Genomic DNA, 13947 nt, shown 5'->3' on the forward strand with positions numbered 1-13947 from the left:
ACGGCGACGTAAGTATGGCAGCGCGATGCCGCGCGGCAAGAGGGCGCAAGGAGGGGCATGCGAGGCGTCTCTGAACGGGACACCTATCCTGGGTGCGTCGGACAGCGCGGTCCGCAAGCCTCCAGTTCCCCTCCAGACGTGCCCAAACACTGCAAGGAGCCGCACCTGTGAGCAGTGCCGACCAGACCCCCACCGCCAGCGCCGAGCTGCGTTCCGACATCCGCCGACTGGGTGACCTGCTGGGCGAGACCCTCGTCCGCCAGGAAGGACCCGAGCTTCTCGAACTCGTCGAGAAGGTTCGCCGGCTCACCCGTGAGGACGGCGAAGCCGCCGCCGAGCTGCTTGGTGACACCGACCTCGAGACCGCGGCCAAGCTCGTACGCGCGTTCTCCACCTACTTCCATCTGGCGAACGTCACCGAGCAGGTCCACCGTGGCCGCGAGATGCGAGAGAAGCGCGCCGCCGACGGCGGCCTGATCGCCCGGACCGCCGACATGCTCAAGGACGGCGACCCCGAGCACGTCCGCGCCACGGTGCGGAACCTCAACGTACGGCCCGTCTTCACCGCGCACCCGACCGAGGCGGCCCGCCGCTCCGTCCTCAACAAGCTGCGCCGCGTCGCCGCCCTCCTGGAGACCCCGGTCATCGCCTCCGACCGGCGCCGTCACGACCTGCGCCTCGCCGAGAGCATCGACCTCATCTGGCAGACCGACGAACTCCGGGTCGTCCGGCCCGAGCCCGCCGACGAGGCACGCAACGCCATCTACTACCTCGACGAGCTGCACGCCGGCGCCGTCGGCGACGTCCTGGAGGACCTCGCCGCAGAGCTCGAACGCGTGGGCATCGAGCTGCCCGCCGGCACCCGCCCGCTCACCTTCGGTACCTGGATCGGCGGCGACCGCGACGGCAACCCCAACGTCACCCCCGCGGTGACCTGGGAGGTGCTCATCCTCCAGCACGAGCACGGCATCAACGACGCCCTCGACCTGATCGACGAGCTGCGCGGATTCCTCTCCAACTCGATCCGCTACGCGGGGGCCACCGAGGAACTCCTCACCTCCCTCCAGGCCGACCTGGAGCGGCTGCCCGAGATCAGCCCCCGCTACAAGCGCCTCAACGCCGAGGAGCCCTACCGGCTCAAGGCGACCTGCGTCCGCCAGAAGCTCGTCAACACCCGCGAGCGCCTCGCCAAGGGCACCACCCACCAGGAAGGCCGCGACTACCTCGGCACCTCCGAGCTGGTCCACGACCTCGCCCTGATCCAGGAGTCGCTGCGCGCGCACCGCGGCGGCCTGTTCGCCGACGGCCGGATGGACCGCACCATCCGCACCCTGGCCGCCTTCGGCCTCCAGCTCGCCACCATGGACGTCCGGGAACACGCCGACGCGCACCACCACGCGCTCGGCCAGCTCTTCGACCGCCTCGGCGAGGAGTCCTGGCGGTACGCGGACATGCCGCGTGACTACCGGCAGAAGCTGCTCGCCAAGGAACTGCGCTCCCGCCGGCCGCTCGCGCCCACGCCCGCCCCACTGGACGCCGCGGGCGAGAAGACCCTGGGTGTCTTCCACACCATCAAGGAAGCCTTCGAGCGTTTCGGCCCCGAGGTCATCGAGTCGTACATCATCTCGATGTGCCAGGGGGCCGACGACGTCTTCGCCGCCGCCGTCCTCGCCCGCGAGGCCGGACTGATCGACCTGCACGCCGGCTGGGCCAAGATCGGCATCGTGCCGCTCCTGGAGACCACCGACGAGCTCAAGGCCGCCGACGTCATCCTCGACGGCATGCTCGCCGACCCGTCCTACCGCCGGCTCGTCTCCCTTCGCGGAGACGTCCAGGAGGTCATGCTCGGCTACTCCGACTCCTCCAAGTTCGGCGGCATCACCACCTCGCAGTGGGAGATCCACCGCGCCCAGCGTCGGCTGCGCGACGTCGCCCACCGCTACGGCGTCCGCCTGCGGCTCTTCCACGGCCGTGGCGGAACCGTCGGCCGCGGCGGCGGCCCCTCGCACGACGCGATCCTCGCCCAGCCCTGGGGAACCCTGGAGGGCGAGATCAAGGTGACCGAGCAGGGCGAGGTCATCTCCGACAAGTACCTCATCCCGTCGCTGGCCCGCGAGAACCTCGAACTGACCGTCGCGGCGACGCTCCAGGCATCCGCCCTGCACACCGCGCCCCGGCAGTCCGACGAGTCGTTGTCCCGCTGGGACGCGGCCATGGACACGGTCTCGGACGCCGCCCACACCGCCTACCGGGCGCTGGTCGAGGACCCGGACCTGCCCGCGTACTTCTTCGCCGCCACACCGGTCGACCAGTTGGCCGACCTGCACCTCGGCTCCCGGCCCTCGCGGCGCCCGGACAGCGGCGCCGGCCTCGACGGACTGCGGGCCATCCCGTGGGTGTTCGGCTGGACCCAGTCCCGCCAGATCGTCCCCGGCTGGTTCGGCGTCGGCTCGGGCCTCAAGGCCCTGCGCGAGGCCGGCCTCGACCCGGTGCTCGGCGAGATGTACGAGAAGTGGCACTTCTTCCGCAACTTCCTCTCCAACGTCGAGATGACGCTGGCCAAGACGGACCTGCGGATCGCCCGCCACTACGTCGACACCCTGGTCCCGCAGGAGCTGAAGCACGTCTTCGACGTGATCGAGGCCGAGCACGCGCTGACCGTCGCCGAGGTCCTGAAGGTGACGGGCGGACAGCAGCTGCTCGACTCCAACCCGGAGCTCCAGCAGACCTTCGCCATCCGTGACGCCTACCTGGACCCCATCTCCTACCTCCAGGTGGCCCTGCTGGCCCGCCAGCGCGAGGCGGCCGAGCGGAACGAGCCGGCGGACCCGCTGCTGTCCCGCGCGCTGCTGCTCACGGTGAACGGTGTGGCGGCCGGCCTGCGCAACACCGGCTGATCCCCGGAACGTACGAGGGTGTCCCCGCCGGCCCGGCGGGGGCACCCTCGTTCTCGAACTCCGCCGCCGTCAGCGGGAGCTTCCGTCGCAGGGTCGGATGATCAGGGTCGCCAGCGGCGGAGGCGGCCGGAGCGAGGTCGAGAGAGCCCGCCATGGCGGCGACGAGCGCGGCCGCGGGGATGAAGGATCGTCGCATGCGCAGTCGTTCAGCTGGGATGAGGGGGGCCGTGGGGAGTGGCGACGGCAGCTTGGACACACCATCGAGCCACTCCGAACCCACTGGTCGATAGCGATCCCACGGGAACGCGTCAGTCTGTCCTGAACAGGTCAGAGCGCGAAGAAGGCCGCCAGCAGCAGCGCGCCCCCCGTCCCCGCCAGAGCCCAGGCGGTACGCGTCATCCGCAGACCGCCCCCTACGAGCGGCGCCGCCAGCAACAGCGCTCCGCCCAACGGCAGCCAGGCGTGCAGCCCGCCGCCCCAGCCGGCCCGCACCGCCTCCTGCGTCCCCGGCTTCACCACCACCGGCAGCGTCTGTCCCCGGGACGCCGCGACCGAGTGCGCGATCGTCAGGGAAGGGTGCGGCTGCGCCGGGTCCTCCGGCACGTACCGGCCGCTGCACGTCTTCTCGTCGCAGCCGGTCACCGTCAGAGTGCCGTGTTCACGGCCCTTGGACAGCAGGACGTGCTGGGCGGTCCCCCAGGAGGACCAGGCACCCGCGACGACGAGCAGCAGGGCGACCAGTGCCAGGGCGGCGTTACGGGCATGCGTCATGACCCGCGATCGTACAGTCGTACTGATTCGGCGTGTCGGTCAGGAGTTGTAGGCCGACTGCGCCCGCTCCAGACCTTCCGCCACCAGGCACTCGACCGCGTCGGCCGCCCGGTCCACGAAATAGTCGAGTTCCTTGCGCTCGCCCGAGGAGAAGTCCTTCAGCACGAAGTCGGCGACCTGCATCCGGCCGGGCGGACGCCCGATCCCGAACCGCACCCGGTGGTACTCGGCACCCATGGACTTCGTCATCGACTTCAGGCCGTTGTGGCCGTTGTCGCCCCCGCCGATCTTCAGGCGCAGCACGCCGTAGTCGATGTCCAGCTCGTCGTGGATCGCCACGACGTGCGCCGTCGGCACCTTGTAGAAGTCGCGCAGCGCCGTGACCGGTCCGCCGGAGAGATTCATGTACGACATCGGCTTCGCGAGGACCACCCGGCGGTTCGCCGGACCGATCGGCCCCATCCGGCCCTCGACCACCTGCGCCTGTGCCTTCTGCGCCCGCTTGAACTTCCCACCGATCCGCTCGGCCAGCAGGTCCGCGACCATGAAGCCCACGTTGTGCCGGTTGGCGGCGTACTCGGGGCCCGGGTTGCCGAGTCCGACGATCAGCCAGGGGGCGTTCGCGTCGTCCGTCATGTGCGTCACGTCTCCTCGTGTGGGTACTCGCGTGCGTGCAGAAAGAAACGGGGTGGCGGACCCTGCGGCCCGTCACCCCGTCACCCGACAGGCTCTCAGGCCTCGGCGCCCTCGGCCGCGGTCTCGGCCTCGGCGGACGGCTCCTCGGCCTGCGCGGCCAGGATCTGCAGCACGACGGCGTCGGCGTCGGTCGCCAGGGCGACGCCCTTCGGCAGGGTGATGTCCTTGGCGAGGATGGAGGCGCCGGCCTCCAGGCCCTCCACGGAGACCGTGACGGCCTCGGGGATGTGGGTGGCCTCGGCCTCGACGGACAGCGTGTTGAGGACGTGCTCCAGCAGGTTGCCACCGGCGGCCAGCTCGCCCTCGGCGTGGACCGGAATCTCGACCGTGACCGTCTCGCCGCGCTTCACGAGGAGCAGGTCGACGTGCTCGAGGAAGCCCTTCAGCGGGTCGCGCTGCACGGCCTTCGGGATCGCGAGCTCGTCGCGGCCCTCGATGTCCAGCGCCAGCAGGACGTTCGGCGTACGCAGGGCGAGCAGCAGCTCGTGGCCCGGCAGGGTGATGTGGACCGGGTCCGAACCGTGGCCGTACAGGACACCCGGAACCTTGCTGTCACGGCGGATCCTGCGGGCGGCGCCCTTGCCGAACTCCGAGCGGAGGCTCGCGGCGATCTTGACCTCGGACATGTGCACTCCTCGTAATGTGGTGACGGGACGACTGTCACCCGGCCACGACTGGCGATGGCCTGCTACGAAGAGCGCGTCGATAACGGACCGCCGCACCACACCGGGTACGGCCTCCCTCGCCGAGCAACGACGGCAGTCTACTCGGTGCGCCCCCGGCGACCCAATCGGATCTCCCCGGCACCCCCGCAGGGCCCGTACCGCCCCGCACCCGCACCACTGGGCGGGAGCCCGGCGCACCTATCCTTGCCGCCCATGGACCTGCTCCTGCACCTGCGGTACTTCCGGACCGTCGCAGAGGAACAGCACTTCGGACGCGCCGCCGAACGCCTGCGCATGGCCCAGCCCTCCCTCTCCCAGCGCATCCGGCGCCTCGAACGCGAATTCGGCGTCCGCCTCCTCGACCGCGACAGCCGCGGCACCACCCTCACACCCGCCGGCCGCCTCGTCCTCACCGAGACCGAACACCTTCTCGCCGCCGCCGACCGGCTCACCGCCGTCGTCGCACGCGTCCACGACGGCCAGGCCGGCACCCTCCGGGCGGCCGTGCCGCCCCACCTCGGCGCCACCGCCGTCGGCGCCCTCCTCATCGCCTTCCGCGACCGGTCGCCCGGCGGCGACCTCGCGCTGCGCGAACTCACCAGCGCCGAACAGGCCGCCGAACTCACCGCCGGCACGCTCGACGCCGGTGTCGTCCGCCATCCCTGCCCCGCCCCGGGACTCGCCTTCGGCCCCGTCCTCCACCAGCCCCTCGGCGTCCTCCTCGCCGGCACCGATCCCCTCGCCGCCCTCCCCGAGATCCCCACCGCCGCGCTCACTGGCCGTGACCTCGTCCTCTTCCCCCGGGCCGAGGCGCCCGCCCTGCACGACGAGACCCTCACCGCCGCCGCCCGGCACGGCTGCACCCCGGGCACCGTGCAGGAAGCCGCCGGAGCCGACTTCCTGCACGGCCTCGTCCTCTCCGGCCGTGCCGTCGCCCTCGTCCCCCGGACCCCCGCAGGGACCGGCACCCTCTGGCGTCCCCTCCGCGGCAACCCCCTCGCCTGGCGCACTTCCACGGCCTGGCCCCAGGGCCGCGACGGACCCGCCCTCCGGCTCTTCGCCGACACCGTCCACCAGACCCTGCGCGACCACGCCGGCATGCTCACCGCGGCCACCCCCCGGATGGTCTTCCCCCGCCCCGCATCGGAGTTCCCCCTGTGACGCCCGAGCCCACCGCGCCCTCCGGCCCCGGGTGCACCCCCGCCGTCCACGACCGGATCACGGCCGCCTTCACCGACGCCGGGGTCACCGGACAGCTCTACGCCACCGACATCGACACCGGTGCCGGTTGCGCCGTCGCCGCCGACACCCCCACACCCACCGCCAGCGTCCACAAGCTGTGCCTCGTGGCCACCCTGTATCACGAGGCCGCACACGGCCGCGTCGACCTCGGTCACCCCCTCGACATCCCCGCCGAAGGCCGCTCACCCGGCTCCACCGGACTCGCCGTCATGCGCGACGCGGCCCGCCTCTCGCTGCGCGACCTCGCCTCCCTCGCCATCGCCGTCAGCGACAACACCGCGGCCGACCTCCTCTTCGACACACTGGGCCTCGACACCGTCAACGCCTGCATGCGCCGCCTCGGCCTGACGGGCACCATCGCCGTGCAGACCATGCGCCGGCTCTACGCCACCCTCCGCGAGGACGCCGGACCAGGTCCCGCCGCCCTCACCGACCCCGCGGCCGTCGGCCGGCTCCGTGCCCTCGACCCCCGACACACCAACCACTCCACCCCCCGCGAGACCGCCGCCCTGCTCACCGCCGTCTGGCGCGACGAGGTCTGTGCCGGCGGCTACGGCGAGGAACTGCGCGCCCTCCTCGGACTCCAGGCGTGGAGCCACCGCCTCGCCGCCGGATTCCCCTTCGACGACGTACGCGTCAGTGGCAAGACCGGCACCCTGCCCACCCTGCGCCACGAGGCCGGCGTCGTCGAATACCCCGACGGCGGCCGGTACGCCGTCGCCGTCTTCACCCGCGCCGCCACGACCACCGTCACCCTGCCCGCGGCCGACGCCGCCATCGGCCACGCCGCCCGGATCGCCGTCGACGCCCTGCGCGCCTGAGGGCCTGTCCGTCGAAGGTCACCCGACAGGCCGACGGGCTCTGAGCGGACCCGCGGGCACGAGAAAGGCCGCCTCCCCGAAGGAAAGCGGCCTGCCCCGGAATCGCCCGAGGCTCAGTGCTCCTCGAAAAGGCTCGTCACCGAACCGTCCTCGAACACCTCACGCACGGCGCGCGCGATCGTCGGAGCGATCGACAGCACCGTGATCTTGTCCAGCTCCAGAGCACTCGGGTCCGGCAGCGTGTCCGTGAACACGAACTCGCTCACCTTGGAGTTCTTCAGACGGTCCGCCGCCGGCCCGGACAGGATGCCGTGCGTCGCCGTCACGATCACGTCCTCCGCGCCGTGCGCGAACAGCGCCTCGGCCGCGGCGCAGATCGTGCCACCCGTGTCGATCATGTCGTCGACCAGGACGCACACCCGGCCCTTCACGTCACCGACGACCTCGTGCACCGTCACCTGGTTGGCGACGTCCTTGTCACGGCGCTTGTGCACGATCGCCAGCGGTGCGTCCAGACGGTCGCACCAGCGGTCGGCCACCCGCACCCGGCCCGCGTCCGGGGACACGATCGTCAGCTTGTCCCGGTCGACCTTCGCACCCACGTAGTCCGCCAGCACCGGCAGCGCCGACAGGTGGTCCACCGGGCCGTCGAAGAAGCCCTGGATCTGGTCGGTGTGCAGGTCCACCGTCAGAATCCGGTCCGCGCCCGCCGTCTTCAGCAGGTCCGCGATCAGACGGGCCGAGATCGGCTCACGGCCGCGGTGCTTCTTGTCCTGACGGGCGTACCCGTACGAGGGGATGATCACGGTGATGCTGCGCGCGGACGCCCGCTTCAGGGCGTCCAGCATGATGAGCTGCTCCATGATCCACTTGTTGATCGGAGCCGTGTGGCTCTGGATCAGGAAGCAGTCCGCGCCGCGCGCCGACTCCTGGAAGCGGACGTAGATCTCGCCGTTGGCGAAGTCGAAAGCCTTGGTCGGCACGAGGCCGACACCCAGCTGGTGCGCGACCTCCTCGGCCAGCTCGGGGTGGGCGCGGCCGGAGAAGAGCATCAGCTTCTTCTCGCCGGTCGTCTTGATCCCGGTCACAGCACTGTCTCCTCGGACGTGTTGTCTGGCCGCGAATCCCGCGCTCCCGTGCGCGTGTGCGGGCCAGCCGAATTTGTGTGCACGTATCACGGTACGCCGAGTTCGACGCACTCGTTTCCGGTCAGCTTTCGCCGGTGGAAGCCCCGGTGGTCGACTGGGCGGCCTGCGCGGCGGCGCTTCCGGGCCGCTTCCGGGCCACCCAACCCTCGATATTCCGCTGCTGGCCCCGGGCGACGGCGAGTGAACCGGCCGGGACGTCCTTGGTGATCACGGACCCGGCCGCGGTGTAGGCGCCGTCCCCGATGGTGATGGGCGCCACAAACATGTTGTCCGAGCCGGTCCGGCAGTGTGAACCGATCGTGGTGTGGTGCTTCGCCTCGCCGTCGTAGTTCACGAACACGCTCGCGGCGCCGATGTTCGTGAAGTCGCCGATGGTCGCGTCACCCACGTAGGAGAGGTGCGGGACCTTCGTGCCCTCGCCGATCGTGGCGTTCTTCATCTCCACGTACGTGCCGGCCTTCGCCTTCGGCCCGAGGGTCGTCCCCGGACGCAGGTAGGCGAAGGGGCCCGCCAGGGCGCCGTCACCGATCACGGCCGAATCCGCGACCGTGTTGTCCACCCGCGCCCCCCGGCCGACGCGCGTGTCCTTCAGCCGGGAGTTCGGGCCGACCTCGGCGTCCTCGCCGAGGTGCGTCGTGCCGAGCAGCTGCGTACCCGGGTGGATCACGGCGTCCCGCTCGAAGGTCACGGTCACGTCCACCAGGACCGAGGACGGGTCGACCACCGTCACGCCCGCCGTCATCGCGCGCTCCAGCAGGTGCCGGTTCAGCAGCGTGCGGGCCTCGGCCAGCTGGACCCGGTTGTTGATGCCCAGGATCTCCCGGTGGTCACCGGCCGGCGACGCGCCGACCCGGTGACCCGCCTCGCGCAGGATGGACAGGACGTCGGTGAGGTACTCCTCGCCCTGGCTGTTGTCCGTCCGCACCTTGCCGAGCGCGTCGGCGAGCAGCCGCCCGTCGAAGGCGAACACGCCGGAGTTGATCTCCTTCACGGCGCGCTGCGCCTCGGAGGCGTCCTTGTGCTCCACGATCGCGGTCACGGCGCCGGTGGCCTCGTCCCGCACGATCCGCCCGTAGCCGGTGGCGTCCGGCACCTCGGCGGTCAGCACGGTGACGGCGTTGGCGTCGGCCGTATGGGTGGCGGCGAGGCCGCGCAGCGTCTCGCCGGACAGCAGCGGCGTGTCGCCGCAGACGACGACGACCGTGCCGTCGGGGGTCTGCTCCAGCTCTTCGAGCGCGATGCGGACGGCGTGCCCGGTGCCGTTCTGCTCGTACTGCACGGCGGTGCGGGTGCCGGCGTAGTGCGCGTCGAGATGGGCGGTGACCTGCTCGCGTGCGTGGCCGACGACCACGACGAGGTGCTCGGGCTCCAGCTCCCGCGCGGCGGAGACCACGTGTCCGACGAGCGAGCGCCCGGCGATTTCGTGCAGGACCTTGGGGGTCTTCGACTTCATGCGGGTGCCCTCACCCGCTGCGAGGACGACGACGGCTGCCGGGCGGTTGGCGCTCACGGGTGTGCCCTTCGGCTTCGGTGGGTGGACCACCGAAGGATACCGGGGGGGTCCGGGGCGGACATGAGTAAGGGTCCCGACCGGCGAGGTCGGGACCCGGAGCGCCGCCATGGGCGAAATGGCTCCCCCGCCAGGACTCGAACCCGGACATAAGGCACCAAAAGCCTCAGTGCTGCCAATTACACCACAGGGGATCAAAGCCGACAGAGCCGGACATCTGGTCAGGTCGTCGGATGGCCACCCCACACTATGCCGTACCGAGCCCGTTCCACGCGACGGTGAAACCTGCCACCCCGGACCGGGCCCCGCCGCGTCCCCGCGCACCGTCCGCACCGCGCCGGGCGCCGCGCGGCCCCTACCTCCCCAGCCCGGACGCGGCCCTGACCGGGGGAGCACCGCGGCCCTCGCTCACCGGAAAACGGGTCGCGGGCGCCCGTAGGGTGGATGGCATGACCGCAACGGGGGCACACCGGGACGCGGCGGGCACGCCCGCCCGCGGCTGGTGGTGGTGGGGAAGACGGCGCAGCGCGGTGCTCGACATCGGGCTCGCTCTGATGTCGGCGCTGGAGTGCGCGCTCGAGGGTGTCGGCTTCGCCGGCAAGGCCGGGCTGCCCGTGCCGCTGGGGGTGCTGTTCGGGCTGTCCGTGGGGTCCGTGCTGCTGGTGCGGCGGAAGTGGCCGATCGCCGTCGTGCTCGTCTCGATCGCCGTCGCGCCGGCGGAGATGGGCTACCTGATGGGGATGGTCGGCCTGTACACGCTCGCCGCCTCGGAGGTGCCCCGCCGGATCACGGCGGCGCTGGCGGGTATGTCGACGGTCGCCGTGTTCCTCGTGACCATGGTGCGGCTGCGCCAGGACATCACACAGGCCGACGCCGGCCGGCAGGACTTCGATCCCAGTGGCTGGTACGTCCCGGTCGTGTCCCTCTTCATGACGCTGGGGCTCAACGCCCCGCCGGTGCTGACCGGCCTCTACGTCGGCGCTCGGCGGCGGCTCATGGAGAGCCTGCGGGAGCGGGCCGACAGCCTGGAGCAGGAGCTGTCGTCGTTGGCGGACCGGGCCGAGCAGCGGGCGCAGTGGGCGCGGCAGGAGGAGCGGACGAGGATCGCGCGGGAGATGCACGACGTGGTGGCCCACCGGGTGTCGCTGATGGTGGTGCACGCGGCGGCCCTGCAGGCGGTGGCGTTGAAGGACCCGCAGAAGGCGGTGAGGAACGCGGCGCTGGTGGGGGACATGGGCCGACAGGCGTTGAGCGAGCTGAGGGAGATGCTCGGGGTGCTGCGGGAGGACGTTCCCGCGGGGGCGCCGTCGGCCGTTCCGCTGGCCGCGGTGGGGCGGGCCGCCGCGGCGGCCGCGGAGGCGGCTTCGGAGGACGGTCCGTGTCTGGACGCCCTGGAGGCACTGGTGGAGCAGTCCCGGGCGGCGGGCGTCGTCGTGGAGCTCACGGTGCTGGGCGAGGCGCGGGCGTACGGGGCGGAGGTCGAGCGGACCGCGTACCGGGTGGTGCAGGAGGCGCTCACCAATGTGCACAAGCACGCGGCGGGCGCGAAGGTCGTGGTGCGGCTCGCCCATCGCGAGGCGGAGGTGGCCATGCAGGTGGAGAACGGTCCTTGCGACGCGGCGGTGGCCGACGCGCGGCTGCCGAGCGGGGGGAACGGTCTGGTGGGGATGCGGGAGCGGGTGACGCGTCTGGGGGGTGTGTTCGTGTCGGGTCCCACGGACGCGGGGGGCTTCCGGGTGTCGGCGGTGCTGCCCGCGACGGGGCGGGCGGCGTGACATCACCGGTGTGACATCACCTGCGTGGCATGACGTGAGGCGGCGTGACGTGCGGCGGCATGAGGTGACGGCGCCGGGGAGGCGCGCGCGGACGGCTCGGAGGCACCCACACCCGTGACCCGGTGCGGGCCGGACGCTGTTGGTGCGTCCGGGCCGCACCGGGTCACGGGTGGTCAGCCCGTGGTGAGCCGGGCCGGCTGGGAGCCGGTGACGAGGGTCGCGAGGGCGGCGTCGACGTCCTGGCCGAGGAACCAGTCCCCGGTGTGGTCGAGGCTGTAGACCCGGCCTTCCTGGTCTATCGCGAGGACGGCGCGGTGCTCGTCCTCCTCGCCCAGGGGGGAGATCTCGGTGTCCAGGGCGCGCCCCAGGTCGGAGAGCGTGCGGGCGAGGTGCAGGCCGGCCAGGGGGTCGAAGCTGACGGTCGCGGGGGCGATCTGGCGGCCGCTGCCGGGCGCGGTGAGGCGCAGGCCGCCGAATTCGGCCCATGCCTCGACGGCCGCGGGGAAGACGCTGTGCCGGTGTCCGGCGGGCGAGGTGTGGGCGCGCAGCGCGTCGGCCCACTCTTCGGCGATCTTGATGTCCCAGCGGCCGGGCCGCCAGCCGGCTTCGCGGAGCGCGGCGTCGACGTTGACCGGGAATCGGGTGGTGCTCAGATGGTCGGGCATTTCAGGTGCAGTCAGCCGTTCTCGACGGTCGAGGTGGGATCGACGGTGCGCACGCCGAAGTGGGCGAGCAGCGCCGTGCAGGAGCGGCAGGGCGCCGCGTAGCTGCCGTGCAGCGGGTCGCCGTCCTCGCGGATGCGGCGGGCGGTGAGTTTGGCCTGTTTGAGTGAGCGGCGTGCCTCGCCGGCGGTGAGCGGCTTGCGCTGGGCGCGTCTGGAGCGGCCGGTCTCGGTGGCGGTCAGGTGACGGGAGAGCAGGATCGCTTCCGGGCAGCGGCCCGTGAAGCGTTCGCGCTGTCCGCTGGTGAGGGTGTCCAGGAAGTCCTGGACGAGCGGGTGCAGGACGGGCGGCTGGTCACCCCGGCCCGCGGTGCAGGTCAGGGTCTCGCCGCGCACGGAGAGCGCGGCACCGACCGTGGGGAGGATTCCGTCGCGGCGGAAACGCAGTATCGGTGTCCGGGCGGGCTCGGTGCTGCTCCAGTTGAGGCGTGGATCACCCTGGGTGGGTGGTGGTGCTGCGTGCATGGTGCCTGTCTTCCCCTCCGCGCAATCCCCCGAGTTGCTGGACCAGAGTGCCAAACACGGTGCCTCATGTGGAAGCTGGGTAGCGGAAAGGTGCCTTCGGTGTGTCGGAACCATCGCCGTTGTGTCATGCGGACGTGACACGTGGTCACGGTGGCCGCCGGGACGGATCGGGCCGGGTCACGGGCTCGCGGCACCGCTTAGTCTGTGCGGAAGCAGCCAGCAGCCAGCGCAGGGGGCAACCGCCATGACGACAGGTCGGCTCGGGCAGTCAGCCGCGCCACCGAACGCGGCCTACGCCGGGCAGGTCGTGCATTTCCCGGACCCGGTCCGGGCCTCCCGGCACCCCAGAGGGGTGCGGGTGGACGAGCAGGGCTACCCGGACTTCTCGCCGTACGCGCGGGCGGCGGCGGAGATCGCCGAACCGCCCGAGGGATTCGGTGTCGACGAGCTGCGGCTGACGGACTACGTGTCGGCGAACGCGACGCTGGCCGCCACCGGCCACGCGTTGTGGGACACGGTCCCCTCCGTGGCGACGCCGCACGGCTGGACCTGGCATCACGTGGCGGGCAGCCGTCGTATGGAGCTGATCCCGGTCGAGGTGAAGGCGCTGCTGCGCCATCACGGCGGGGTCGCGACGGCGGCGGTCGACCAGGGCAAGCGGGGCACCCGTCCGCTCCAGGAGACGCGGCCGGTGCACTTCGGGCTCCCGAAGGGCCGGATGTCGGTGACCGAGCAGCAACTGCTGGGCGTGGAGGAGGATCTGGGCTACCGCCTGCCGGGCGCGTACCGGTCCTTCCTGAAGGCGGCGGGTGGCTGCGCGCCGGTCGGGGCGGCACTCGACGCGGAGCTCGGCCTGCTGGTGGACCAGCCGTTCTTCACGGTGCGCGAGGAGGCGGGGGTCAACGACCTCGTCTACGTCAACAAGTGTCTGCGGGATCACCTGACGAAGGACTACCTGGGGGTGGCGTTCGTCCAGGGCGGCATTCTCGCGGTGAAGGTGAAGGGAACGGCCGTGGGCACGGTCTGGTTCTGCGCCTACGACGACGCGCGGGACCAGGACGGCTGGAGCGTGAACGAGCGGGTGGAGCGTCTGCTGCTGCCGTGCGGTGACGACTTCGACGGGTTCCTGCAGCGGCTGGCGGGCAATCCGCCGGAGCTGGAGACCGTCGCGAACCTGATGGTGGACGGCGGCTTCGCGCGCGTCGTGTCCGCCGTTCCGGTGGGGGAGTGAGCTGA

The 13947-nt window shown here is 71.8% G+C and carries 12 protein-coding genes and 1 tRNA gene; 5 read left to right on the top strand and 8 right to left on the bottom strand.

Features of this window, described 5'->3' with window-relative positions; genetic code table 11:
* Positions 1 to 167: 167 nt before the first annotated feature.
* Positions 168 to 2897 carry a phosphoenolpyruvate carboxylase gene (ppc, locus tag OG393_RS19505; protein ID WP_327375954.1) on the top strand — a complete coding sequence of 910 codons (2730 nt, stop codon included), beginning with the start codon at positions 168 to 170 and terminating at the stop codon, positions 2895 to 2897.
* A 327-nt stretch (positions 2898 to 3224) separates the two neighbouring features.
* On the opposite strand, the gene OG393_RS19510 is transcribed toward ppc, so the two are convergent.
* From OG393_RS19510 to OG393_RS19520, 3 genes are all read right to left on the bottom strand, one after another.
* Positions 3225 to 3668, bottom strand: a complete 444-nt coding sequence (locus tag OG393_RS19510; RefSeq protein WP_327375955.1) for a hypothetical protein — start codon at positions 3666 to 3668, stop codon at positions 3225 to 3227.
* A gap of 39 nt (positions 3669 to 3707) precedes the next feature.
* Entirely contained in the window at positions 3708 to 4304 is a 597-nt protein-coding gene (gene pth / locus OG393_RS19515; protein WP_327375956.1) for an aminoacyl-tRNA hydrolase, read from the bottom strand.
* Positions 4305 to 4399: 95 nt separating this feature from the next.
* Positions 4400 to 4990 (bottom strand): 50S ribosomal protein L25/general stress protein Ctc, encoded by a 591-nt coding sequence (locus OG393_RS19520; RefSeq protein ID WP_327375957.1) that lies wholly within the window; start codon positions 4988 to 4990, stop codon positions 4400 to 4402.
* Between the two features lie 252 nt (positions 4991 to 5242).
* Between OG393_RS19520 and OG393_RS19525 the strand changes: the two genes are divergently transcribed.
* Both OG393_RS19525 and OG393_RS19530 read left to right on the top strand, forming a co-directional pair.
* Positions 5243 to 6190, top strand: coding sequence for a LysR family transcriptional regulator (locus tag OG393_RS19525; protein WP_327375958.1), 948 nt, complete (start codon positions 5243 to 5245; stop codon positions 6188 to 6190).
* Positions 6187 to 7092, top strand: coding sequence for a serine hydrolase (locus OG393_RS19530; RefSeq protein WP_327375959.1), 906 nt, complete (start codon positions 6187 to 6189; stop codon positions 7090 to 7092). The genes OG393_RS19525 and OG393_RS19530 overlap by 4 nt, the downstream gene beginning before the upstream one ends.
* Positions 7093 to 7205: 113 nt before the next feature.
* On the opposite strand, the gene OG393_RS19535 is transcribed toward OG393_RS19530, so the two are convergent.
* The 3 genes from OG393_RS19535 to OG393_RS19545 form a co-directional block, all read right to left on the bottom strand.
* Positions 7206 to 8180 (bottom strand): ribose-phosphate diphosphokinase, encoded by a 975-nt coding sequence (locus tag OG393_RS19535; RefSeq protein WP_327375960.1) that lies wholly within the window; start codon positions 8178 to 8180, stop codon positions 7206 to 7208.
* A gap of 121 nt (positions 8181 to 8301) precedes the next feature.
* Positions 8302 to 9750: a bifunctional UDP-N-acetylglucosamine diphosphorylase/glucosamine-1-phosphate N-acetyltransferase GlmU gene (gene glmU / locus OG393_RS19540; protein WP_327375961.1), complete on the bottom strand. Its 1449-nt coding sequence runs from the start codon at positions 9748 to 9750 to the stop codon at positions 8302 to 8304.
* A gap of 119 nt (positions 9751 to 9869) precedes the next feature.
* A tRNA-Gln gene (locus tag OG393_RS19545) sits at positions 9870 to 9944 on the bottom strand.
* Positions 9945 to 10199: 255 nt separating this feature from the next.
* On the opposite strand from OG393_RS19545, the gene OG393_RS19550 reads away from it, so the two are divergent.
* Complete coding sequence (locus OG393_RS19550; protein ID WP_327375962.1) at positions 10200 to 11525, top strand: sensor histidine kinase; 1326 nt, start codon at positions 10200 to 10202, stop codon at positions 11523 to 11525.
* 173 nt (positions 11526 to 11698) lie between these two features.
* Here the strand turns inward: OG393_RS19550 and OG393_RS19555 are convergent, their stop codons facing one another.
* Entirely contained in the window at positions 11699 to 12190 is a 492-nt protein-coding gene (locus OG393_RS19555) for an SUKH-3 domain-containing protein (protein ID WP_327375963.1), read from the bottom strand.
* 11 nt (positions 12191 to 12201) lie between these two features.
* Positions 12202 to 12711 carry a YwqJ-related putative deaminase gene (locus OG393_RS19560; protein ID WP_327375964.1) on the bottom strand — a complete coding sequence of 170 codons (510 nt, stop codon included), beginning with the start codon at positions 12709 to 12711 and terminating at the stop codon, positions 12202 to 12204.
* A gap of 244 nt (positions 12712 to 12955) precedes the next feature.
* On the opposite strand from OG393_RS19560, the gene OG393_RS19565 reads away from it, so the two are divergent.
* Entirely contained in the window at positions 12956 to 13942 is a 987-nt protein-coding gene (locus OG393_RS19565) for an SMI1/KNR4 family protein (protein ID WP_327375965.1), read from the top strand.
* Positions 13943 to 13947 lie beyond the last annotated feature (5 nt).

Origin of the sequence: Streptomyces sp. NBC_01216, assembly GCF_035994945.1 — a bacterium.
In the GTDB taxonomy this organism is placed as follows: domain Bacteria; phylum Actinomycetota; class Actinomycetes; order Streptomycetales; family Streptomycetaceae; genus Streptomyces.